The sequence below is a fragment of the Campylobacter fetus subsp. fetus genome (assembly GCF_900475935.1).
Classification (GTDB): Bacteria; Campylobacterota; Campylobacteria; order Campylobacterales; family Campylobacteraceae; genus Campylobacter; species Campylobacter fetus.
Genome location: NZ_LS483431.1, coordinates 1,554,837 through 1,578,662, shown reverse-complemented (window position 1 = coordinate 1,578,662; position 23,826 = coordinate 1,554,837). Strand labels below are relative to the sequence as shown.

Sequence of the window (23,826 nt, the reverse complement as noted above, 5' to 3'; positions counted from 1 at the left end):
CCTTTATAAATTTGTTATAAACTCAGCTATAAATTTGCTCGAGTTTTTTATATTGTATATCTCATCATTTCTATAATCTAAAATTTTCTTTTCCCACTCTTCTAAATTTAGATTTTGCACGGCATCTAAAACTTCATTACCCGTCTTTGCTACTATGTGCAATCTATCGTCGTTAAATTTATATATTTTATTATTTATTTTTTCTTCTAAGCATTTTTGTAAAATGGTATCTGGATAAAATAGTATTGCTGGGCGAAGGTTTGTAATCGGCAAAGTATAGGCAAAAGAAGAATAATCAGTTACGATACATATCATTTTGCTTAGTGTGTCCATAGAAAATTTACTCTGCTTTATGCCTTTGTAATTCATATCTATTGTAAAATTTTCTATGTTTTCAAACTCAGAAGCAAAATCTTGAAATTCTTTATGACCGCAGTCTTGAGGATGGGGTCTAAAATGCAGCTTATATCCTAAATTTAATAGTTTTGAAGCAACTGGTTTTAGCAGATGCAAAACTCTTTTGCTTCTAGTTGCAAGAAGAATAGTGTCTGGCGTCTGTTTTTTAATCGCTTCATAGTTTTTTATATTTTCATCAAGAGGCGGATAACCGGCTTTTATAAATTTATTTGTCTCGTATCCATAAAGCTCTTTAAAATAATCCATGGCCATTTGATAATTTGTTTTTGATGAGACGAGTATGTACGGCATATTCTCGTTTATGTTGAATTTAATAGCGCATTTTTTATATTTGCTATTTATATCATCGTATGCTAAATAACCGTTTGGAAATGTGTATGCATGAGCCATTACGATAATCTTATGATTGAGAGAAAGTAAAATTTTACCATCAGAAGTTTTATTAGTTGTAGATAGTATAATCTGCAAGCTGTTAAGATATTTTATATGTTCAAAAGGCATAGCGAATGTATTGTTTAAAGATTTGTTATTATTTAATTCGTCATAGGTAGAAAAAATATAAACGATATTTAATTTGCCCGATATACTGTTAAGATATAAGCTTGAGTATCGTTTGTCTACCCTTCCATACATATGCAAACCAAGAGTTTTATTTTTAGGATTTGTAGCGCTTTTTATATATGAATTTAGCTCATCCATGATATATATAAAACCATCTTCGCATGCCAAACCAAGGTTTTCCACTTTCGTTCTTAGTTTATCTTTTAGCTCTATAGACTCTTGACAAAGTGAGTCACAAGCTAGAAGTATCGGATTACTCATCGACCCCCCCCCCATTGTCTTTTATGAATTTTAAATTTGATTCTAAACTCATAGACTCTTTAAAATCATCCAAAAAAGTATATGAATGGCCTAACAGATCAAGATTGTGAGCGAGCATTTTTGAATGTCCGCCGTTTGGATATATGAAATAATGTTTTGTCATCTGTTTTCCTTGATTTTTCGTGTTATAAACTCAGCTATAAATTTGCTCGAGTTTTGGTAATTATACATTTCATCTTTTATATATTTATCTACTAGACTATTATCAAACTCAAAAGCTTTTCTAGCGGATTTAACCATATCTCCATTATATAAAATATGTAGTCTTTTGTCAAAAAAACTGATATCTTCATATTTTTGCGTCTGTTGTACGCATAAAATAACTGGATTTTTAAACGTTATCGCATACGTATAAGATAGACTCGAAGTATCGCTAAAACAGCAAAAAGTACTATTGGTGAGAGGATTTATGACATTTTTGTTATCGTCATAAAAGAAGTTTGGATGATTTTCTAATTCTTTTTTTAAATTTAAAAACTCTTTGTCAAAAATTTGAGCAGGATGAGGTCGCAAAATAACTTGAAATTTATTTAATAATTTTTCTACCTGCACTTTAAATGTATATAAAAATTCTGTATTATTTATAGCCAAGAGTATTTTATTTTTTGGATCTTGAGTTTTTGAATTTAAGTTGGGTAATAGATCAAACATAGGATATCCGGCTTTTAAACATCGATTTTTAAAAGCAGTTTTTAGAATTTTATAGTTAGATTTTGTGCTTGCGCAGACAATCAGATTGTTATTTCTAGCTAGTTTGTTAAAAAAATGTTCATCAAGAGGTCGTTTTCTCTGCGCCAAACTAGCAATCGGGTATATAAAAGCATGTGGAACTATGAGCTTTTTATGTGAACTTTTCAGTGACATACAAACCGTGTGGGTAGATATGAAAATTTTGCAGATATTCGTATTTAACATATAGTAAAACGGTGCTATAATCGGGTTTAAATTTTTAAACATACCCCCCCCCGAAGCGTCATTTTCATCTACAAAATAAGCTATTTTCAACCCGTTTTGTTTCATAAATTTATCTATATTGCCAAGATGTTTCGAGTTCGCAAACGAGCTTAAAAAATATATGACGTCCGGTTTTTCGCCTAGCATTTTTATATAGTAGCTGCTTAGTTTTGAGACCAAGTTTTCTAAGTTTGCATTTAGCATTTTATATGCATTTGATCTATTTTTAAAAAACGAGATAAAAAATAGGGCAAGTCGTAAAACGCTTGATTTCAGCAGATAATTAATATCATTTAGCTCATTTAAATTTAAAATTTTATTAAAAAATGAGCTTATAAATGTTGTAAAATCATATCTTTTAAAGCCTTTTGCATTATCAAAAAGCTTTTTAAAAAGAACTTTATCAAAACAAGATATCAATATAAAGCTGTTTTTATTAGGTGAGATTTTACTTATCTCGTGACCTGGTATATTGTCATCCAAAATACTTATAAATTCAGCTTTTAAACCATATTCATCTATAAGCTCAGTGAGTATATATTTAGCATAAAAAGCATCTTCATTGTTTGGATAGATGTAAATTTTATTCAATAGTTAAACCTTCTATCTCTTTTGCGATTGCTTCTGAGCTTTTTCCAAGATTATAAATTACCGTTTTTAGATAGTTTTTTATCTTTTTGGTATCGGCATATTTTGCTTCTTGAACGGCTTTTAATCCAGTATCTAGATCATACGCTATTAAATGCAAATTTTTATTATAAAATGGATTGCTTGATTTTAAGTAATATTTTTTTGGATCAAAGATTAAAGCTGGTCTATTTGTGGCAAATGCGAATGTAAATAGCATCGATCCATAATCGCTAATTAGTAAAAAACAGTTTAGTAATTCATCCATATCTACAACGTCTTTACGGTCTATTATAAAATTAGTATATTTTTTAAATTTTGATATAAAATTTGTATTTAGATTATTACTAATGTGTTGTGGTTTGGGTCGGAATATTATAGTTTCGTTGTTGTCTAATAGACTTTTTATGAGAGGCTCTATGCTTTCATATATAAGCGCATTGTTATCTATGCTTAAAAATATATTTTTAGGATTTTTCGGTATATTTTTTATCTGAGATAATTTACAATCCAAACTCGGATACCCAACTTTAGCTAGTTTAACCTTGTATTTATCAAGCCCGTACTTTTTTAAATATTCTAAAGCTATAGTGCTGCTGATGCTTAATGTACATTCAAGTTTTTTAAAACATTCCGGGTTCATTCCGCTCAAAAAAGCATGACTGATAAAGAACTTTTTTGAGTTACCTCTTGTAAATACTCCTGCGCTTGGCGTTACAAAAACTTTACAAATCGATAAATGATGCAGTATATGCCACGGCAAACAAACTTTAGGATTTAAACTTTTGTACTCATCCGGACAGCTTCCATCAATGCTGCTTATGCAGTAAATTATTTTTAAATTTAATTTATTTATATTGTCAGCGATACCATAAGTATGGCTTTTGTAATCTCTTTTGTGATATAAAATTCCCACGTCAAATATCTTTTTACCCATTTTATTTATGTAGTGGCTGTTTATTTTATTTAAGGCATTATCGCAAATACGCATAAGTTTTTTAAATTTAGGCTTTTTGGGCTGGAAAATTTCACTAAAGAATAGGCTTATTTGTAGGGCTTTATTAAACGCTAAATCCTCATCTTTATAGTCATCTATATTATCTTTTTTAAGGGTACTTAAGAGAAGTTTTATTGTAAATAGATGCGCATTTTTCAAATTTATATTTTTCAAATTCGGTTTTTTATCTATATATAGTATAAAAGCTGTTTTATCTATAATTTCACTAGATTTATTTATATATCCCAGCAATATTATATTATTATAAATATCGCTAAGCCATTTTAAGACATAATGTAGATTTTGTTCATAATATCCGTTTTTGTAGATATAGACTTTTATAGCCATATAATCCCTATTTTACCGTCATCTTTACTATTTTTATTTTGTTTTATAACATCCCATGCTCTAGTCATATTTCTATTATAATTTATATCATCGAATGCTATTACTGAGCCTTCATTCATAAATGGTAAAATTTGTTCAAAATACCCTATAGTAGCATTTTTATCGTGATGACCATCTATAAATGCAAAGTCTATTTTGTCTATTTTTGGAAGCAGTTTAGGCAAAGTGTCGCTAAATTTACCTACAACTATTTTTATATCGTTAAATTTAAAAAAATCAAAGTTTTCTTTAGCAAAATTCGCTAAGTTCAGATCTCCTTCAAGAGTATAAATACTTGCTTTATTAAACGCAGCTTTAAATAAAATACTAGAAAATCCAAGACAGCATCCAAGCTCCAAAATGATCTTTGGTTTTAAATCTCTAATTGTGTCAAAAAGCAGTTTTGCATTCTCATTTTTTACACCGATATATGCAAAATCTTTTAGTGTTTTTGTGCATTTCACACCTATATCCATCATTTCAGGACTTCTATTTTCATCTCTTGCCCCGGCACCATAATCATTAAACACAAACTCATCGGCGCGAACAAAAAGCTCGTCTCTCCTAGCATTTATTTGTTGCAAAATATCTTCAAATAGAGTCATCTAAAATAGCCTTTGAAATTTGATCTATATTGAATTGCATATCACCAAATATCGCCTTAGATGTTTCATTTCTTTTAGACGTTATGCTAAGTGCGATATTTACTAGTTCATTTACCGAATCCGCTTTTTGCATAAGACCCTTATCCATCAGCCATTTATCGTAGTGGCTTATAAAACTTCTAGTTGATATCGTAGGCGTTCCAAAGTAACAGCTTTCTGAGTTAAGTGTTCCGCCTCCGCCTATGAAAAGATCACTAAATGCCAGCAGATGCTGAACTTCTATCTTTTTATCGATCACGCAAGCATACGGAAACATATCTTTTAAAGGCAGACTTTCGTAACGGGGAATTATAATTATATTTGCATTTATTTTATCTTTTATACTATCTAATCCGTCATAAAGTATAGGAAATTTTGCTTTTACATATGATGCTTTAAACTCCTCTTCTCTTACTACGATAGTTGGTAAATTTATATCAAGTCCATGCGAATTTAAAAAATTATCAAAAAATTCTCTATCTGGCTTAAAATCTTTTAACCACGCTACGACATCTAAAAACGGATATTCAAAAATCTGTTTATCCTCAAGCCCAAATCGTAAAAATATCTCGTTTGGCACCATAAATGGACGAAATGCACGATTTGATAGAGGTAAAGTAAGACGAGCTTGAGGAAGAGCTTTTGTAAAGTCTGTGTTATAGTCAGATAGCGGAATATCATAAAAATTTATTATCGGAATACCAAGCCCAAATGCTACGCGGTTAGCATCTACGCTACAAAGGCAGACTAATTTTTCTATATTTTTCTCTGCTATAAACTCCATAAGTTCATTTTGCCTATTTAAACTAGCTTTTAGTTTTCCATGCAGACTTTCACCACCAAAGCCTCCTCGATTTGTGAATTTAATACCATGCAGCCTTAAAAGTGCCGCTACTTCATCATATCCCAAACTTTCTCTAGCGGTGATTAATACTTCGCGCCCCATGCTTTCAAATTTTTTTATAAGCGGTTTAAAAAACATAACCGATTTTGGGGTAACAAGATCAAACCATATCATATTTTGTACCTTTTTTTTAGCCAAATAGCAAGATGTAAAAGTGTCCATAAATGCTGTTTAAATCTACCGCCAATGGCTTTTTGGTAGAGTATTTTAACAAAATCTTCATTAAATAAAGGTATAAATTTATTTATGCTTAAAATTTCATTTACTATATTATCACCCATTTCGTCTATTACCCACTCTATAAATGGAGAGCTAAAACCTTTTTTCTTGCGTTCTATAGTCTCTTTTGGAAGATAATTGTATGCGATAGATTTTAGAATTTCTTTATTTGTTGTTTTAAATTTGATCCTATCTGGTATGCTAAGACTAAATTTGACTAAGTTTATATCGAGAAACGGTGAGCGAATTTCAAGAGAATTTGCCATGCTGGCTCGATCGATTTTAGTAGTTAAAACCTCACTAACCCATATTTTAAAATCAATATAACTCATCTGTTTTAGACCATCATAGCCGTTTTTATAATAAGAAAGTTGTTCGTAAATAGTTTGATTTTTCAACAAGTTTTCTTTTTGGTATTTCGTAAAAACCTCTCCGGCTGAGCCGTAAATAGGCAAGTTTAACTCTTTTCTGCGCAGGTATTCATAATCTTTACTGATAAGCGGATAACTCTCTTTGTTGAGATTTTTTTGGTAAAACTCAAGAACTCTAAAATATAGATCATATCCCATAAAACACTCATCGCTACCCTCGCCACTCAATGCTACTTTGTATCCATTTTCATGTATTTTTTTGCTCAAAAAATATGTCGGGATAGTCGCAGAGTCAGCCAAAGGCTCATCAACAAAATCGTAAAATTTCTCAAATATATCAAAAAAATCTTTTTTCCCAAGCTCGATTCTATGATGATTAGAACCTATATATTTGGCTACGTTATTTGCCCAGCTTGTCTCATCGTAAGTCTTGTACTCATTAAATCCAAGGCTAAATGTATCAAAATTATTGCCGTACTCTTTTGCATATAGAGCACATAGAAGTGAGCTATCAAGTCCTCCTGAGAGCAAAAACGATACAGGAACATCACTTCTAAGTCGAATTTCAAGTGAAGTTTTAAGTAAATTTAAAACTTTATTTTTAGCTTCATCAAAATTTATATTTTGCGTTTTAATGTCATCTAACGTTTCAAATTTATAACTATTTAACTCGCCGTTTTTGTATGTAAATGCGCTTCCTGCTTCTATCTTAAATATATTTTTATAAAAAGTTTGTGTTTTAGTTGGACTCATAAAACTAAGATAGCTATCAATCGCATCCAAATTTGGCTCCGGAGTAAAATCAAGCAGTTCTAAAATAGCATTTATACGGCTGGAAAATATAAAATTCCCGCCATAATTATAATAAAACAGAGGTTTTTTACCGAATGTATCTCTGGCACCAAAAAAGCTATTATCGCGCTCATCATATATCACAAAAGCAAACATTCCATTTAGTTTATTTAAAAATCCTTTTCCATACTTTTGATACATATGAAGCAAGATTTGCGTATCGCTTGTAATACTTATATTTTCACTATTTGCCAATTCTTTGTAGTTGTAAATTTCACCGTTAAAAACTATGGTTAAGTTATCTTTTTTCATCGGCTGAGATCCACAAGAGCTAAGGTCGATTATACTAAGTCTTGTGTGACCTAAAGTAGCATTTTTTGCTCTGTAAATTCCGCTGTTATCAGGACCTCTGTCTTTGAGTAAATTCAGAGCCTTTTGCAAGTTTTTATTTTTAGAGTTTATACCGATTATTCCGCACATTTTAAGACTTTGGCTATTAAATTTTCGTATTGTTGCATTGTAGTTTTTATATCGAATTCCTTTACTTTTTCCCACTGTTTAGTTTCTAAATCGTTTAAAATTTGAGGCGAGTTTAAAATTTCTTTTAATTTTAATGATAATGCAGCTATATCGCCTTTTTTTATCAAATCATTTTTATCAAATATCTCATCTGCGCCGTCATAATCATACGCCAAAACGGCTTTTTTTGCAGCCATTATCTCTAAAACTGAGTTTGAAAATCCTTCATAATAGCTTGGCATTATCGCCATTTTGCACTCATTTATGTAGTCTTTTGGGTTGATAAAACCTGTTAATTTCACTCTGTTTTCTAAATTTAGACTTTGGATTAAGCTTTGCAGCTCTAGCTTTAGTACACCGTCACCTATTATAAAAAGGTCCTCTTTTATATCGTCTTTTATGAGTGAGTAAGCTTTTATAAGATCTTTTTGACCTTTTTGAGGATGTAGACGACCTAAGTTTATGATGAAGTTCTTCTTGGGATTGTTTATTTTTGGATTTATAGTAATTCCATTGTAAATATGATAAGCTTTTATACCTAAATCCATCAACTCTTTTTGTATAAATTTGCTTACGCATATGACATAATCGGCATTTGAATAGAGATTTTTTATATTTTTTATATAGAAATTTTTATCTAAAAGATGAATTTTGTTGTTATAATTACCTGAAAAACTAACTCTCGAAGAGATAACCTTTTTGCATTTAAATTTAGTTTTTAAAGCGATTATATTATTATAATCCTCAAACGATATAAGCAAATCCGGTTTTAATTTTGATAGTATTTTATCAAGTTCATTGGTTCTGTATTCAATAAGCCACTGCCCGATACTAGACTTATTAATATCTATTTTTACGCTATTTATCTTTAAAATATTTTCAAATTTATAAAATTCGTCTTTGTCGCTTTCGCATAAAATAATAACTATTTTAAATATATTTTTAAAATGATTCGCTAATGTTATAACCGATTTTTGAACGCCTCCAGCACTTAGATTTTGCGTAAATATAGCTACGGTTCTCATATGCCGCAAACCGCATAAATTTCGGCCGAATTTCTTGGAAGCAGTGAGCTAAGTGAGCTTAAGGCATCTTTAAATTCCGGCTTAAATGCTGTAAGTTGAGAATCGGTAAGCGGTTTTAGCTGTACTCCTTCCATACTGATTAGTTTTAACCCTGATTTTAAAATATCGCTTTTTAAAGTATCAAAGTCATACACTTTTTCATGGCCGCTTGAAATATCGTTTTCATTGAATTCATAAGGAGAATTTAAAAAACCCATTTTTACACCGATTAGCCTATGTAAGGAAAGCGCATTTGGAACTACAATGTGTAAAAATCCATCCGAACTTAGCCAATTTTTAATGATAGATAGCAGCTCACTACCATCTTTTATATGTTCTAAACTATCAGTGAGTAGTATATCGCTATATAAATTTTGCGGCTTGAAATCTTGCCAAAGAGATTTTATAAATTTAGCTTTTTTAAGATACGGATCTTCTTCTATCAGATGTGAAATTTTGTCATTCATATCCACTATATCGAGATTTTCACTCCATCTAGCCAAGATCGCCGATGTAGCAGCTCCGTCACTGCCTAGCTCTAGAACATTTTTGCCCTTGAAGTTTTTTAGTATCATTTCATAGGCGTATTTTTTTGTACGTAAGTACTCGCAGTAGGCGGGTCTTGAGCTATGTTTTTTCATATATTCGGTGATGCAAATTTCTAAAATTTCTCTTTTATCCACTACTTTTCCTTTAACTTTTCTAATATAAAATTCGCTATAAACTCACTTGAATGCCCGAGATTATAAACTTCATTGTTTCTATAAGATCTAATTTTTTCTTGCTCATATAAATCATCTTTTTTGGCTTCTAACTCTTTTAAATTTAATAATATTTCATCAAAATTTGTAGCTTTAAGATGTAAATTTTCATCAAAAAATGTTTTACCATAAATTTCTTTATCTAAAATACTGTTAGGCATAAATAAAATAGCTTTTCTAAGCGTAGTTAAAGGGTAGGTGTGAGCTATACTAGAATAATCTGTTATAAGAGTAAAAGAGTTTTCAAATGAATGAATTACGTCATCTGAGCCGTCATCGTATATTATGCTTTTATTATCAAGCTCACTATAACATTTAAAGTCATTTTCTCCCGGTTTTAGTCTTATAATGATCATATATCTGTTCTTGATCAAGAATTTAACTAACTTTATAGTATCTTTGGCTACTGCATTGCTTTGAAAAAATGATATTAGTATATATTTTGGGTTTTGTTTGTGTTTGTATTTATCTATATTTTTATCTAAACTCGGATAACCGGCTTTTATAATTTTCATATTAAAATTACTCATTCCCCCCCCCATTTGCCAAGTATAAATCCAGCTATAAACTCACTTGAATGCCCGAGATTATAAACTTCATTGTTTCTATAAGATCTAATTTTTTCTTGCTCATATAAATCATCTTTTTTGGCTTCTAACTCTTTTAAATTTAATAATATTTCATCAAAATTTGTAGCTTTAAGATGTAAATTTTCATCAAAAAATGTTTTACCATAAATTTCTTTATCTAAAATACTGTTAGGCATAAATAAAATAGCTTTTCTAAGCGTAGTTAAAGGGTAGGTGTGAGCTAGACTTGAGTGATTTGTGATAACAGTAAAAGAGTTTTTAAATGACTCTATAGGCGAACTAGATCCATCAAAAATAAAATTTAAATTTGATATTGAATATAGTTTTTTCATATTTTCTTTGAAAGCTGGATGAACTCTTGCTATGACTTTATATCCATTTTCTAGTAGTACTTTTGCAAGATTAAACGCACTGTTTTCATCTATTGCGTCATCAACAAAGGCTATCATAACCCACTCTTTTTTACAGTCGTTGCTGTAGTTCTCTAAGTTTTTATCTATGCTTGGATAACCAGCTTTGACGATAATTGAATTATATATTTTTTCGCATATTTCATAATCTTGCTTATTTCCTATTAAATTTATATTATTTTTATTTTTTAGTAAATATCCATTTAGCTCTTGCTTTGGATTATCAGATATTATAGGTAAAACTCTGGGCGTACAATAGGCGTGCTCTATAAAATAAAGTTTTGTATTGTTGGATACTTTCATATTTGCCGATGATAGTATATTTGGTAAGAAATCTAAAAAATGCCATAGATAGTAGTTTAATATTATAATAAATTTTTTATTCGGATCTTCTTTGTAGTATTTTGTCTGGAAAATATATATCAAATTTAGCCCATTTTGTTCCAAAATAGATGGTATTTTGTATAAGTGTTTCATATTTGAAAAGCTAACATCTATTCCGCCCCATATTTTTATATTTTTGAATTTATTTTTATAGTAGTTGTTTATAAAATTTCCATATTGATTAAAAAATTTGACAAATTCGGATCTTGAAGTACTATTTTGATCTAGACAGTTTGTTATTCCAAATAATTCAGCTAGAATGTCTTCATAACTATGATTTGGTTTATCAAATTTAAACTCAGTTTTTAGTATATCCAAACAGTATAAAACGCCATCTATGTGATTAAAATTACCTTTTAAATTTAATTTGTCTATTATTTGATTTGGGTTTTTTGCTATGCATATCAATACTATATCGTTTTTGCTATCTATATTAGTGTGATTTAAAGAAATTTTATTATTACTATCATCTATAATGTCATATTGTAAATTAAATAATTTTAAGCATTTTTCTATGCTTTTGCCAAAATTTCCATATGGATAGATATATATCACTACTTTTCCTTTAACTTTTCTAATATAAAATTCGCTATAAACTCACTTGAATGCCCGAGATTATAAACACTTTTATCACGGTAAATTTCTAAACTTTTTTCATTGCTACTTTGCATAAGATCCGCTATATTTTCCACTAAGCTCTCTTTAGTAAAGCATTCTATTTGATAAGAAGTATCTGGCCAGCTCACGCTATACCCCCCCCCATTAAAATATCTGCCAAATGGAGCAAAAATAACACTTTTTCTAAGATATGTTAGAGAAAAAGTGTGAGATATGCTAGATAGATCGCTTACTAAAACTTTTGTTTTGTTTAGAATATCGTAATTTGTCATATCGTCTATTAACAGATTAAATTTTAATTTTAATTTATTCAGCTTTTGCATCATATTATGATTTTTATAGTATGCGTGATATCGGAGCGCAACTTTTAAATTTCGCTTTTTGAGATCATTTAAAATCCATTCCAGGTCGCTATGATTTAATAAATCATCTAAAAAACTATAAGCGAATAGAACTATATCTGCATTTTTGCTTGTTTTTTTATTTGCAATATTAAAATCAAGACTAGGATATCCGGCTTTTACTACTTTTTGTAATTGGTCAAAACTATCATTTAAATTATCTTTTAAAATCTCATTTTCCAAATTTGAGCTAATAAATATATAATCCAAATCTCTAAAATATACGTTTTGTATATACTGTTTATAGCTATCGTTACTTCTGAAAAATCTAGTTGCTACTAAAAATGGGTGAAAAGAGTGTGGTAAAAATGCTACAGTACTTTTATAAGTGCGAAAACTAGGGTAGTTGAGAGTAAGTATAAAGTCGCTATTTGCTACTAGTTCAGTAAGTACGCTAGGCACTATTAGACCGTTTTTTATGGAGTCTTTATTTGTTTCGTAATCTTTTTGCGAGTTAAAAATATATAAAATATCTATGAATTTATTATCAATATTTCCTAGATGCTTGTTTTTTTTGCTAAAGCATAAATTTATACTTAGTTTTCTTTTTGGTAAAGGAGATTTGAAAGATTTAAATTTGGAGTCAAAACTTGTATGTAAAATCGTCAATATTTGATTATTTAAAAACATTGAGTAAGTTATGTAAAACTCGTCAAATAGCGTTATAACAGGATTTGGCTTGAGTTTGATAATGTTTTGCTCTTCTATAAACTCAAGCTTCGTATTTTTAAGATTATTTGCTATAAATTTGGCAAAATACAAAAAAGCGTTTTCGTAGTTTGTTATACCACATTTTTTTACGTTTTTTTCTAAAATATCATATATTTCACCATTGCAAATTAATAAAAGATTATTTTTTATATTTTTTTGCATAGATATTAAGCTAGTTTTTGGATCGCTATCATCAATAGCTGTAAACTCAAACTCAAATTCTTTCAGCATTGAAATTAATTTTTTAGTGTAGTAACCGTTGGGATATATATAGATCATTTAAATATTCCTAACAGTGTTTTTTCAAAGTTTTCTATACTAAATTTAGTTAAATTAGGATTAAATTTAGTAGAGTTTTCATTTAATTTTCTTATAGAGTTGCTAAGAGATGTTATATCTTTACACGGCACATAGCAGGCATCTAAATTGTAAATTTCTCTATTTTGCGGGATATCGCTAAGAATAGCTGGAACACCAAGCGCGTAGCTTTCTAAAACGGAGTTTGATGAGCCTTCAAATAGACTTGTTTGAATGAAAAATTTTGCATTTGCAAGATATGTTATTACGTTTTTTTTGTATCCTAAAAATTCTATATTCGCTCCTTTGGCTAGTTCTAATAGAGAATTTTTCAGATCGCCTTCTCCAAGAATTATCAATTTTAGGTCTTTACAGTTTGCTTTTTTAAATGCTTTTATCATAGTTTCGTAGTCTTTTTCTTTGCTTAATCTTCCTACTGCTAAAGCGTAATTTTTATTTAAATTTAGATTGTTTTCTATATGTTTTGGTAATATTATAGGATTATTGAGTAATAATGGGTTTTTTATCCCAAATTCAAGTAGTTCTTTTTGACATTCGATACTGTTTGCTACTACTTTATCTGCTCTAGAAAGGCTGAGTTTAGCTAAGTCTAAATTTAGCTCTTTCAAAGCAAAGCTTTGAGATAGGAAAGAGAGCTTGTTACGCACAAAACAGATCAGTTTTTGGTCTGTTTTGTGCGTAACAAGCTCTCTTGACTCAAGAGCTTGCTTCGCATTTGCGTTTTTGCTAACGCAAAAACAGTTTAGTTCAATAGCCAATGCAACATAATAAGTTGTGATAAAATCTATAAATGTACAAACTATATCAAATTCACGCATCAAATTTCTTAATTTTTCTAATATAATAAATGAGTTCGGAAGTAGTTTATCATCTTCATTTAATACGTAATGCACTCTAAACTCGCTAAAATCAAGCTCTTTATTCGATCGTTTGAGTACTATTAGTTCAGTTTCAAATCCATTTTTTTTAAGTGTTTGCATAGCGATTTTTAGTACTTTTTGAGCGCCGCCTCCACCTTTTATAAGGTCGATTACAAATAGCACTTTTTTGCCGTTTTTTATCATATGTTCCACCTTTTTTTCCACATCAAAAATAGTAAAATATGCCAAATTTTAGCAAAATTTACTCTCTTTTTATCTCTAAAATCTTGAACTAAATTTAAAATATATTGCTTATCAAAAAAATCTTGATTTGTTAAATATTCATCTAAAAGATATCCCAAATCAGTATGAAACCACTCTTCAATAGGAAGAGCAAATCCCATTTTTGGTCTCATTACAAGCTCTTTTGGAAGATGTTTTAAAAGATATGCTTTAAATAAAGCTTTATTTTTACGTAAATTAGGATCTGCTTTTATCATAAAATCCACAAATTTATAGCTCAAAAGCGGCTCTCTCACTTCTAAGCTCACGCTCATTGCCGCGCGATCGGTTTTAACAAAAATATCATCACTTAAATATGTTGAAATATCACTAAAACTCATACTTTCATATTCATTTTCTAGTTCAAACTCACTTAGGTTGGGTTCATTTGAAATTCCTAAAAGTTTTGCTTCGTCATTTTTAAAATGTCTAAATTCAAGAGCATATAATTCCATGAATTTATTGGTTTTAAAACTATCTTTAATACGGTAATATCTGTCTACACCTAATGTTTTTGAATTTAACTCAAATGCTTTTTTTAAAAGAGGGTAGGGCAAATTTAAAAATATATGTTTTAAAAACGAGAATTTTTTATAAAATTTATATCGTTGATAATTTAAATCATACCTTGCATAGCCAAAGTTTATCTCATCTCCGCCATCGCTAGATAGCGCAACCTTTGATAAACTCCTTGCTTTTTGGCATAAAAATAGAGTAGGTATCGCCGAACTATCTCCAAAAGGCTCATCATATACGCTTGGTAGTTGTAAAATTATATCTTTGGCGATTTTTGGAGTAAGAGTGTAATTTATGTGCTCCAAACCTAAGTTTTTTGCAACTGCGGCAGCATAATCGCTCTCATTGAATTTATCGGATTCAAATCCTATTGAAATAGTTTTAAACTTAAATCCGTTTTTAGCCAACACCGTAGCCGTAACACTACTATCAAGACCACCGCTTAAAAATGAGCTAAACTCGACGTCGCTTATTGTTCGTGATATGATGCTGTTTTCTAGCTCATTTTCAAATTTAGTTAAATCGACACTTTTTTTAGTATTGAATTTAGATCGCAAGTCGTAGTATTTTGTGATTTTTAACTCTTTTTTTACGTTGGAAAACTCTAAGAAATGTGCAGGGGGCAGCTTTTTTATAAATTTAAAAATACTTTGTTCGCCTGGCATATATCCTGAGTTTAGATAGTGTGAGAAAGCTGTTTGATCTATACTTTTATCAAAGTTATCGTAAGCAAAAAATGCTTTTAACTCACTTGCAAATATAAATTTATCATCTTTAAAATAGTAATAAAGAGGTTTCACGCCTAGTCTGTCTCTAGCTAGAAATATGCTTTTTTCAAATTTGTCATAAATACAAAATGCAAACATTCCATCAAGTTTATCTAAGCAACTTTTACCCCATTTGCTATATGCTGCTAGCAAAACCAATGTGTCGCTGTTTTTAAATTTATCATCTAATTCAAGATCTCGCGCGATCTCTTTGTAGTTGTAAATTTCTCCGTTAAAACAGAGTACGAAACGCTCATTTTGCACCGGTTGATCTGCATTATGGCTAAGGTCTATTATGGCTAATCTATTATGAGAAAGTGCAAAATTTTGATCAAAATAAAACCTAGCTTCATTTTCACCGCCATTTCTTAAGGCATAGGCAATTTGTTTGATCTTGTCTTTTAGATCTGTAGCAAAACCGCCCGCTATTCTACACATTTTTACTCTTAAATACAAACTCATTGCAGCCGGTTCCTACTTGTTTTAGATACACAAAATATTTATAAAAAAAGCTTTTTGGATAGATCGGCTCACGGTATTTTGTAGGAGCAAATTTTGTGCATTCAAAACCTAGTTTACCCCAAAAATCATTAATTTCATTAGCAGTTGCGGGCTCATAAGGATATCCGCCCAACCAGTCGATAACATCTGTAATTTTATGCATTCCTCTGCTTTTGTCTTTCATATTTAGTCCGCGTCCTTTTCTGATATCTTCAAATGTTAAAAATATCGTATAAGCGCTTACCATAAGGAATTTCATAATTATATTCGTACTATTATAAAATTTTTTTATTTTTAACCAAAAAGGACTAGCTTCTGTTTTATTATAAATTGCTATGTATGCCATACCCCCCCCTAATTTGGCTAAGTTTGCAGCATTTAACATAGCCGAGTTTAGATCATCGGTATGATGTAAAACTCCCCATGAATATACTATAATTTGTTCATTTTTTAATGCTAATTCTAAATTTTTTAAAAAATTTAAATCCAAAATGGAGCCTTGTAAAATATCCCAATTTGTGCTATCGGGAGCAAATTTTTGCTTACATAAATTTGCCGCTTGTACTGAGTTAAGGTCCATGTCAAAACTTATAACTTTTTTTGCCCCCAACCTTAATGCGCAAAGTGAAAACAGACCGCTTCCGCATCCGATATCTATAAAAATTTTATTTTTAAATTCGCTATTAGAAATAAATTTAGTTAGTGAATTTGATGCGTTTTGGATAATATCCTCATTTAATATATATTTTACATATCTAAGCCAGTTTTTTCCAAATGAAAACGTTTTTTTCATAGTGAATCATCCTTTTCGTGCAGAGTTAAAACTTTGCCTTTGTATGGTTGCAGATTGTTTATTAAATCGCTCATGAGTTTCGGTTTTCCGGTAGCTATAAATACAAAATCCGGCTCTAAACCGCTTTTCAAAAATTCAGCGCAACTCATGGAATTAGCGTCATCTATAAATCCCAAGCACTCCAAACCTTGTTTTATAAACTGCTCTTTTATCTGTTTCCCCCATTCGTTTTGGCAGTATATCATAAATGTTTTTGAGTTTTTTATAATGTCATTTCTTTCCTCGTATGTGTATAATTTTGAGTTTAATTTATGATATGTTTCGTCAAATGAGGGTTGAAAGCTATCTTTCATAAATGTTGCGAATTTATCCAAGATATCATAAAAATTATCTTGATCTATAAATCTAGAAAGGTATTCAACCACAACATTTGCTGGAAATGCATCAAATGATGATAGAAAATTTCCTTCACAGTTTATTCTTAGTAATAAGTTTGATTTAAATATATTTTTAGCTTCTTTTTTATTGTTTATAAAATTAATTTCTCTGTAACAAAGTTCGCCTAAAGCCATTATGTAGTTTTTAATATCTAAATATTTTTCCCTATTTTCACTTGATATATCAAATATATATATTATATTTTTTGAATAACCTATTTTTTTATTTTGATACATTTTATAGTACGGTACTTCATATGTTGCTGTTTGATTATAATCATACATGTCTGTTTTATAGTTTAGATTATTATGATACATAAAGCGATATTTTGACAATGCTTTATGCGAATTTTGATCACTGAACTCAAAGTATTCGGAAGTAGAGCCATCATCCGGACTTTGTACTATTATATCGCCGTAATTAAATGATATTTTGCATAAAATTACATCTATGTGTCCGTATTTATTGATGAGGTTATATGATTCTAATAGAGAATTTTTATCTAAAAAATCATCATCTGACATATACAATATATATTCATACTTATTTAATTTTTGCTTGACTATGTATTCGTTGAATATTAAATTGCTACTGCCATAGTTTGACTCTGCTTTAAAATACATAAATTTACTATCGTTTGTGTATTCTTTAACCATCTCGCTTGTATCATCACTAGAGCAATCATCCAAAATTAAAACCTCGTATCGGTTAAAAGTCTGATTTTTTATGCTATCTAGACATCTTTTTAGAAGCTTTGATCTATTATAAGTAGTTATAACTATAGAAAACATTTTTTAACCTTTGATTAAATTTAAAATATCTTGCAAATTCAAACTATCCATGCTCGGATTTTTATAGCTCCAATCCACATTTATGATATCTGTTTGCCCATATGGGTAAATTTCCATATAGTTTGTAGGCCCAAACAGAGCTATTACTCTTTTGTCTAATGCCATAGCTATGTGCATTCCAAGGCTATCTTGCGTTATGATAGTTTCGCATGAGTTTATCCATTCAATATACTCTTTTAAATTTTCTTTTCCTTCTTGCCAGGAAAAATTTATATTTAGCTTATTAAGAATATTTGCTAATTCATTCCATTTTATTAAACTCATAGCTTTTGTCGGCCATTTACTACCTACTAAATAATTAAGCCCAACTTCGTGCAAAATACCATTTTTTGGTTTATAACCAAGATTATACTTTTGGTTTTGCCATTTTAAACCAAGCATATCAAATATAAGTTCCTGCCAAACTCTGCAGCTACCGCTTTCTTTTATATATTTTAAAATTTTATCGTTTTTCGGACTTATATTTAAGCAGTTATTTTCTTTGATAAATCCAACTATTTGTTTAGATTTTATACGTTTTAGCAGCTCAAAAATTTCATCGAATTTCTCCAAATTTATAACCATATCAAACTCGCCGCTAAATTTATCATTATAAATTATTGTTTCACTTAAAAATTTAGCGCCGTTTATAAGCGTAAAAGCCTCTTGGCTAGTTAGCCAACTGATCTTTGCATTATTATATTTTTGATGCAGAGCTTCTATGATAGGAGTTGCTCTTAGCACGTCTCCTAAACTAACCACGCGCGAATTGTCGTCTATAAATGTTTCTGAGTACCCAAGCTTTATGATAAGAATTTTCATAAGCTTACTTTATGTGTTAATTTTTTTTCCATATATTAGTATACTTTAATTTCAATTAAAAATTTATAGTATATCGTTCAATAGATATATTTTTTAATGTTTTAGTCTGATTATTTCATCTATAAAATTTGCTATTTTTTTAGACGTACTGTCTTGAGAGCCTATATCGTTATAAATATTTTTGGATCTAAAAGACGATATATCGCTTTTAAAGATATCTTGATTATTGTATATTTTGTTTATTAATTCAATACATTCGCTTGGATTTTTGGCATGAATTTGAATAGGATTTCTTACAATTTCATCAATATTTTGATAAAAATTAGACTCATCATCTATATATATGATAGCTGGTTTTAGCGTTGTAAGCGGAAATGTGTGAGCCATGGAACTCACATCTGATATTATAGTCGTAACTTTTGATTTTAGTTCATTTGAGAATTTTACAGTACTATCAAATATAAAATTTCTATCATTTTCATACCTATTTTTAATATATATTGAAATACTATGTTCTTTTAAAACAGGATGAGGTCTAAAATATACCTCTATATCTTTTTGCAAAAGAGCGTCTATAAGTTTGATAATGGAATTTGGATTTTCATATGTAATGATGTTGAACGATAATAATACGACTTTTTTCTCTGTTTTTTTGAAATCTCCGTAAGATAATATGCTTTGTTCTAGACTCGGATTTCCAAACTTAAGTAGCTTGTGTGACATATCTTCGCTTCCAAATATCTCTTTTGAGAGATTTTGTATATAATCATAGTCTTGTTTTGATGAAATGACTATAAAGTCGGAGTTCATCATATACCTATAAAATTGTGATTTATAAATTTTTGGATTTAAAAAATTATTTTCTGCTAAAGATATGGTGTGCGCTATATAAAAAGTTGTAACTCCTGGAGCAAAAGTTTCTCCGCATTCAGTTATAGCTAAGCTTATTGAATTTAAGTATTTAAATATCTCTCTTTCATAAAGCCACATTACCCATTCGTTTTGTATTTGATCTTTTGAGTCGTTAATTTGTTGTTTGCTAGAAGCAAAGAAAAATAGCTTATACCCCCCCCCGCCTTTAATTAAGTTATTAAGTACGCTTCCTCGGTGTTTATTTCCGGCAGGACCTGCTAATATTACCCCGATATTTTTATTCATAGGGCTAATTGTAAGTATAAATTTATTTAAAATATCAGCCGCAAATTTTATTCCATTTGTATATTTCAAATCAAATTTAGTGCATTTTTTTGCTATATCAAAGTAGTATTTTTGCGATGATATGAGAACTATTCCATCTTGCATTTCTTTATGGTTGTTCTTTACAAATTCATCATTTACTTCTATAAATTCTTTATCAAAACCTGTTTTTTCAAGTATTCTTTTTATATCTTGTCCAACTTTACCGTTTGGGTATATGTAATATTTCAAGTATCTACCTTTATTTAACATAAAATTGTATATATAGTTTTAATTATATCAAATTATGTAAAGTTTTTTATCTATATAAAATATTTTTTAATTTTACTTTTTATTTGTATTATTTGATGTGTAGCTCTTGTCCCAAATCATGCATCCTTTGCATATATTTATTTTATTTCTTTCATTATTTAAATGCATTTCTCTAATTGTTTCATATTTTTTGCTAGTCCAGATATCATTTATCGTTTTCTCATTTATATTGCCTAAATCGAATATAGAATTGAAATCAGAACAACACAATACGACTCTTCCATCATAGTCTATCGACATACTGGAAAATAGATAGCTGCATGCTTTGTTGCTCATAAACTCTATTTTTGATTGTGTTTCATTAAATAGTCTATTTCCCCATGTAAGCAGAGGCATTGTATATACTTTATCATTTTTATCTGTTTTGCTTGTCCAAAAATTTATCCAATCGTCAATTTCATGAAGATTTTGCTCTTGTTGAGTTAACCTTACTCTTATAGATGTGCGATACCCCCCCCCATCTCTCATATTTATAAATTGAATAGTGTTTTTATATACATTTTCATGTTTAAGACCTATTCTTATGCCTTCATATACTTCTTTGCTTAGCCCGTCTATGGATACGTTTAATTCATCTAACCCAGAATCTAAAAGTTTTTTCGATATGTTTTCATTTAGAAGAGAAGCATTTGTAGTTATACTTACATTTTTTATATTTAACTTTTTTAGATCTTTAATTCTATCTTGGATTTTAAAATCCAACAAAGGTTCTCCCAGTTTAGTTAAAGAAATTTTTTCTATCCATTGTGAGTATGGTGTTATGTATTGTACAAATTTACTCCATGTATCATCACTCATAATTCTTTTAAATTTATTTTTATCTCGATATCCTTCCCAATGTTCTATACTGCACATTTTACAATGAGCATTACATGCATTGACGGTTTCTACCTCAAAATATTTTGGAAATTTGATATAATCATTGAAATTTTTTAGTGAAAATCTGTTTTTGATAATTTCTTTTTTTGCATCTAAATCTTTATTGTCTATTTTCATATATTTAGATATCTCCTGTATGTGTATTATTCATAATTATACATTTTATTACTTGATGTTAACTTTAATTTTCTAATGACTTTTGCCGGAACTCCTACTGCTATAGAAAAATCATCTACATCTTTTGTGACTATAGATCCTGCTCCTATAATGCAAAATTTGCCTATTTTTACTCCGGGTAATATAGTGGTATTAGCTCCTATCCATGTGTCATCCCCGATTGTGATAGTTGATTTTTTAATCAAATTTTCTTTTACATATGAAATTTCTTTTAAATTTACAGAAAAGCTAGGTTCGCTGCAGCACACAAACGTTGCTCCAGCAGCTATTGATACATTTTTGCCTATTATGAGTTGGCATTTTTCATTATCAGAGTCGTCTATAACATGCATTCCCATTGCCGCTTCTGAGTTGTCGCCTATTTGCACTCTTGAAATTTTCCAAAAATGCAACCTTACATCTTTGTTAGGATAATGCATTGCTATCCATCTTCTATATCGTATACATATATGGTTGCTAAATTTTATTAAAAGGTATGATATAAATTTTTCCATTATATCATACCTTTTTTTGACAAATTCGAGCTATAGTTTGATGGAATATTTTTGGATATAAAAACTTGGAGTTTGTATCCACCCCCCCCCATATAACTATATTTTGATCCACTTTCTAAAGATAGTTTAATCACGCTATCGCTGCATTGAAAAATTATAAAATTAGTACTTTCTTTTAAGATTTTTCCGTAGCCTAATTTATCTCCTTTTTCAATTAAACAGCATTTTTTTATATTTAAAATTTGATTTTCTACTATTAGCTTAGCGCATGGATATGGACTAGTAAATGACCTTACTATGCGGTCTATTGTTTTATACTCCATTCTAGGATCTATTAAGCAGTCATGTATATTTCTAGCTCTTAGATAGTTTGTATTGCCGCTTTGAGCTATCTCTTTCATTTTATTGCGAGATAGAAGTTTATTAATTCCAGTTTTTGCTAATTTTTCTATTTTGTGATTTAATGAATTTATATCATCATATTTTGAAATAGCATATTTTAGTTGAAGCAGTAAATTTCCGCTATCTACGTTTTTATCCATTTTAAAGAAGCTTAGTTTAGATTTTTTAATACCTCTTATTATATTCCAGTGAAGCGGATGTCTGCCTCTATCTTTTGGTAGGTTGGTTGGATGAGTTCCTATAACATAAGCTAAATTCAAAATTTCATTTTTAATAATTTTTGGCCATGATGATACTATGAAATTAGGATTTATCTTTTTTATCAAATTTATAGCTTCTGCTGAATTTATATCTTCGAATTCATAATATTTAATCCCAAACTTATTGCAAATTTTTTTTAGATCATATGGGTTATTAGGCTTACTAGTATCAGGCATAGAAATGACGCAAGATACTTCATTTAAGCTATCTATAATACCGTATATGAGACTCGCTGTAAATTTGCTAGTTCCTAAAACTATACACCTAGCCACTCTAAAACCTTATTTGCTACTTTATTTATATCTGATATTTTTTGACTAGGACCAGATGGAAGTATCAAAAGCTCTTTATGGAATTTATTGCTTATAGGATATTTTCCACTTATATTTAAATGCGGACATAGATTAAGAGAAGGTGCATCAAGAGAAGAACCGATACCTTGATTCATAAGCCATTCTTTCAATTCTTGATTTCTTTGATGCAATACCAAAAATCTCATAGGCATAGTTGATTCTAAGTTACATTGAACATAGTTGATTTTTCCATCTAACTTCTCTTTATAAGTTTGATAAATATCTTTGCATGTTTCTATTTTTTCATTAATTTTTGAAAGTTGAGCTAGACCTATTGCGGCTTGCATATCATTGAATTTAAAGTTAAATGCTTTAATACCATAGTTTTGCTCTTTTCTTACATCAAATACGCCTTGATTTCGTATTTTTTGTAATAGCTTATAGTCTTCTTCGTTATTAGCCGTTACAACTCCGCCTTGTCCAGTACTAAGAACTTTGGCTATACCCAAAGAAAAACATCCGAATCTGCCAAATGTGCCTAAGAATTTTCCGTTATATTTTGATCCAAAAGCTTGACAAGCATCTTCAACTATTGTTATTTTATTATCATCTGCAATTTTGCTTATAGCTTCCATATCGTTTGCTATCCCATTTAAATGCACCGGAACTATAAGTTTAGTTTTATTTGTAATTTTGTTTTCAATTAAATTATAATCTATGCTCATATCGTCTTTTACATCTACTGCAACTATTTTAGCGCCAAGTATTAAACCGGCGTGAGCCGTGCCTATAAAAGTTCTATTTGATGTTATGATTTCATCGCCATATTCGATTCCGCACGCCATAAAGCTAAGTGTTATGGCTTGAGTTCCGTTTGGCACACATATGCAGTATGGAACTTGTAAAAATTTTGCCAGTTCTTTTTCGAATTTGTCTGTTATATCTCCTTGAGAGATGCATTTTGATAATATGGCATCACTCACAGCTTTTATCTCTTTTTCATCAAAATTATTGCTCCACCAGTTAATCATT

The 23,826-nt window shown here is 29.7% G+C and carries 22 protein-coding genes; all 22 read right to left on the bottom strand.

Translation table 11 applies throughout. From position 1 onward, the window contains the following. Positions 1-3: 3 nt before the first annotated feature. The 22 genes from DQN38_RS07920 to DQN38_RS07820 all read right to left on the bottom strand — a co-directional run bounded on the left by DQN38_RS07920 (position 4) and on the right by DQN38_RS07820 (position 23,825). Positions 4-1,239 (bottom strand): hypothetical protein, encoded by a 1,236-nt coding sequence (locus tag DQN38_RS07920; RefSeq protein WP_042960238.1) that lies wholly within the window; start codon positions 1,237-1,239, stop codon positions 4-6. Continuing rightward, positions 1,232-1,402, bottom strand: coding sequence for a hypothetical protein (locus DQN38_RS08945; RefSeq protein WP_170117950.1), 171 nt, complete (start codon positions 1,400-1,402; stop codon positions 1,232-1,234). The genes DQN38_RS07920 and DQN38_RS08945 overlap by 8 nt, the downstream gene beginning before the upstream one ends. After that, entirely contained in the window at positions 1,399-2,844 is a 1,446-nt protein-coding gene (locus tag DQN38_RS07915) for a hypothetical protein (RefSeq protein WP_065844035.1), read from the bottom strand. The genes DQN38_RS08945 and DQN38_RS07915 overlap by 4 nt, the downstream gene beginning before the upstream one ends. Beyond that, on the bottom strand, positions 2,837-4,225 hold the full coding sequence (locus DQN38_RS07910; RefSeq protein WP_011732281.1) for a hypothetical protein: 1,389 nt from the start codon (positions 4,223-4,225) through the stop codon (positions 2,837-2,839). Before DQN38_RS07910 ends, DQN38_RS07915 begins: the two co-directional genes overlap by 8 nt. Then, positions 4,216-4,869 carry an O-methyltransferase gene (locus DQN38_RS07905; RefSeq protein ID WP_002850689.1) on the bottom strand — a complete coding sequence of 218 codons (654 nt, stop codon included), beginning with the start codon at positions 4,867-4,869 and terminating at the stop codon, positions 4,216-4,218. The genes DQN38_RS07910 and DQN38_RS07905 overlap by 10 nt, the downstream gene beginning before the upstream one ends. After that, a complete protein-coding gene (locus DQN38_RS07900; RefSeq protein WP_038454205.1) occupies positions 4,856-5,926 on the bottom strand; it encodes a DUF354 domain-containing protein in 1,071 nt (356 codons plus the stop codon). Before DQN38_RS07900 ends, DQN38_RS07905 begins: the two co-directional genes overlap by 14 nt. Continuing rightward, positions 5,923-7,674 carry an asparagine synthase (glutamine-hydrolyzing) gene (gene asnB / locus DQN38_RS07895; RefSeq protein ID WP_057040817.1) on the bottom strand — a complete coding sequence of 584 codons (1,752 nt, stop codon included), beginning with the start codon at positions 7,672-7,674 and terminating at the stop codon, positions 5,923-5,925. The genes DQN38_RS07900 and asnB (DQN38_RS07895) overlap by 4 nt, the downstream gene beginning before the upstream one ends. Then, a complete protein-coding gene (locus tag DQN38_RS07890; RefSeq protein ID WP_065844034.1) occupies positions 7,662-8,738 on the bottom strand; it encodes a glycosyltransferase in 1,077 nt (358 codons plus the stop codon). The genes asnB (DQN38_RS07895) and DQN38_RS07890 overlap by 13 nt, the downstream gene beginning before the upstream one ends. Next, entirely contained in the window at positions 8,735-9,460 is a 726-nt protein-coding gene (locus DQN38_RS07885; protein ID WP_002850681.1) for a methyltransferase domain-containing protein, read from the bottom strand. Before DQN38_RS07885 ends, DQN38_RS07890 begins: the two co-directional genes overlap by 4 nt. After that, the gene (locus DQN38_RS07880) at positions 9,460-10,068 is read right to left on the bottom strand and encodes a hypothetical protein (protein WP_065844033.1); all 609 of its coding nucleotides are present in this window, start codon (positions 10,066-10,068) and stop codon (positions 9,460-9,462) included. The genes DQN38_RS07885 and DQN38_RS07880 overlap by 1 nt, the downstream gene beginning before the upstream one ends. After that, on the bottom strand, positions 10,065-11,477 hold the full coding sequence (locus DQN38_RS07875) for a hypothetical protein (protein WP_035169327.1): 1,413 nt from the start codon (positions 11,475-11,477) through the stop codon (positions 10,065-10,067). Before DQN38_RS07875 ends, DQN38_RS07880 begins: the two co-directional genes overlap by 4 nt. Then, positions 11,477-12,883 carry a hypothetical protein gene (locus DQN38_RS07870; RefSeq protein WP_143297891.1) on the bottom strand — a complete coding sequence of 469 codons (1,407 nt, stop codon included), beginning with the start codon at positions 12,881-12,883 and terminating at the stop codon, positions 11,477-11,479. The genes DQN38_RS07875 and DQN38_RS07870 overlap by 1 nt, the downstream gene beginning before the upstream one ends. A 44-nt stretch (positions 12,884-12,927) precedes the next feature. Beyond that, complete coding sequence (locus DQN38_RS07865) at positions 12,928-14,034, bottom strand: glycosyltransferase (protein ID WP_111738238.1); 1,107 nt, start codon at positions 14,032-14,034, stop codon at positions 12,928-12,930. Beyond that, positions 14,031-15,833 (bottom strand): asparagine synthase (glutamine-hydrolyzing), encoded by a 1,803-nt coding sequence (gene asnB, locus DQN38_RS07860; RefSeq protein WP_002850679.1) that lies wholly within the window; start codon positions 15,831-15,833, stop codon positions 14,031-14,033. Before asnB (DQN38_RS07860) ends, DQN38_RS07865 begins: the two co-directional genes overlap by 4 nt. Next, positions 15,826-16,689 (bottom strand): class I SAM-dependent methyltransferase, encoded by an 864-nt coding sequence (locus DQN38_RS07855; RefSeq protein ID WP_024305311.1) that lies wholly within the window; start codon positions 16,687-16,689, stop codon positions 15,826-15,828. The genes asnB (DQN38_RS07860) and DQN38_RS07855 overlap by 8 nt, the downstream gene beginning before the upstream one ends. Continuing rightward, the gene (locus DQN38_RS07850) at positions 16,686-17,918 is read right to left on the bottom strand and encodes a glycosyltransferase family 2 protein (protein WP_002850677.1); all 1,233 of its coding nucleotides are present in this window, start codon (positions 17,916-17,918) and stop codon (positions 16,686-16,688) included. The genes DQN38_RS07855 and DQN38_RS07850 overlap by 4 nt, the downstream gene beginning before the upstream one ends. A gap of 3 nt (positions 17,919-17,921) precedes the next feature. Continuing rightward, positions 17,922-18,779 (bottom strand): glycosyltransferase family 9 protein, encoded by an 858-nt coding sequence (locus DQN38_RS07845; protein ID WP_038454184.1) that lies wholly within the window; start codon positions 18,777-18,779, stop codon positions 17,922-17,924. A 93-nt stretch (positions 18,780-18,872) separates the two neighbouring features. Next, complete coding sequence (locus DQN38_RS07840; RefSeq protein WP_111738237.1) at positions 18,873-20,207, bottom strand: hypothetical protein; 1,335 nt, start codon at positions 20,205-20,207, stop codon at positions 18,873-18,875. A gap of 93 nt (positions 20,208-20,300) precedes the next feature. Next, on the bottom strand, positions 20,301-21,284 hold the full coding sequence (locus tag DQN38_RS07835) for a radical SAM/SPASM domain-containing protein (RefSeq protein ID WP_002850654.1): 984 nt from the start codon (positions 21,282-21,284) through the stop codon (positions 20,301-20,303). Between the two features lie 26 nt (positions 21,285-21,310). Then, complete coding sequence (locus tag DQN38_RS07830; protein ID WP_002850652.1) at positions 21,311-21,763, bottom strand: acyltransferase; 453 nt, start codon at positions 21,761-21,763, stop codon at positions 21,311-21,313. Between the two features lie 74 nt (positions 21,764-21,837). Continuing rightward, positions 21,838-22,773 carry a formyltransferase family protein gene (locus DQN38_RS07825; protein ID WP_065843964.1) on the bottom strand — a complete coding sequence of 312 codons (936 nt, stop codon included), beginning with the start codon at positions 22,771-22,773 and terminating at the stop codon, positions 21,838-21,840. Next, entirely contained in the window at positions 22,758-23,825 is a 1,068-nt protein-coding gene (locus DQN38_RS07820; RefSeq protein WP_065843963.1) for a DegT/DnrJ/EryC1/StrS family aminotransferase, read from the bottom strand. Before DQN38_RS07820 ends, DQN38_RS07825 begins: the two co-directional genes overlap by 16 nt. Between the last annotated feature and the right edge of the window lies 1 nt (position 23,826).

Bases quoted from the DNA above. Each gene is read 5' to 3' on its own strand.
- asnB (WP_057040817.1), bottom strand. From the start codon at position 7,674: ATGTGCGGAATAATCGGTATAAACTCTAAAAATAAAAACTTGCAAAAG.
- DQN38_RS07820 (WP_065843963.1), bottom strand. From the start codon at position 23,825: ATGATTAACTGGTGGAGCAATAATTTTGATGAAAAAGAGATAAAAGCT.
- DQN38_RS07845 (WP_038454184.1), bottom strand. From the start codon at position 18,779: ATGAAAATTCTTATCATAAAGCTTGGGTACTCAGAAACATTTATAGAC.
- DQN38_RS07830 (WP_002850652.1), bottom strand. From the start codon at position 21,763: ATGCATTATCCTAACAAAGATGTAAGGTTGCATTTTTGGAAAATTTCA.
- DQN38_RS07890 (WP_065844034.1), bottom strand. From the start codon at position 8,738: ATGAGAACCGTAGCTATATTTACGCAAAATCTAAGTGCTGGAGGCGTT.
- asnB (WP_002850679.1), bottom strand. From the start codon at position 15,833: ATGTGTAGAATAGCGGGCGGTTTTGCTACAGATCTAAAAGACAAGATC.
- DQN38_RS07855 (WP_024305311.1), bottom strand. From the start codon at position 16,689: ATGAAAAAAACGTTTTCATTTGGAAAAAACTGGCTTAGATATGTAAAA.
- DQN38_RS07870 (WP_143297891.1), bottom strand. From the start codon at position 12,883: ATGCTGAAAGAATTTGAGTTTGAGTTTACAGCTATTGATGATAGCGAT.
- DQN38_RS07865 (WP_111738238.1), bottom strand. From the start codon at position 14,034: ATGATAAAAAACGGCAAAAAAGTGCTATTTGTAATCGACCTTATAAAA.
- DQN38_RS07905 (WP_002850689.1), bottom strand. From the start codon at position 4,869: ATGACTCTATTTGAAGATATTTTGCAACAAATAAATGCTAGGAGAGAC.
- DQN38_RS07850 (WP_002850677.1), bottom strand. From the start codon at position 17,918: ATGTTTTCTATAGTTATAACTACTTATAATAGATCAAAGCTTCTAAAA.
- DQN38_RS07920 (WP_042960238.1), bottom strand. From the start codon at position 1,239: ATGAGTAATCCGATACTTCTAGCTTGTGACTCACTTTGTCAAGAGTCT.
- DQN38_RS07910 (WP_011732281.1), bottom strand. From the start codon at position 4,225: ATGGCTATAAAAGTCTATATCTACAAAAACGGATATTATGAACAAAAT.
- DQN38_RS07835 (WP_002850654.1), bottom strand. From the start codon at position 21,284: ATGAAAATAGACAATAAAGATTTAGATGCAAAAAAAGAAATTATCAAA.
- DQN38_RS08945 (WP_170117950.1), bottom strand. From the start codon at position 1,402: ATGACAAAACATTATTTCATATATCCAAACGGCGGACATTCAAAAATG.
- DQN38_RS07880 (WP_065844033.1), bottom strand. From the start codon at position 10,068: ATGAGTAATTTTAATATGAAAATTATAAAAGCCGGTTATCCGAGTTTA.
- DQN38_RS07900 (WP_038454205.1), bottom strand. From the start codon at position 5,926: ATGATATGGTTTGATCTTGTTACCCCAAAATCGGTTATGTTTTTTAAA.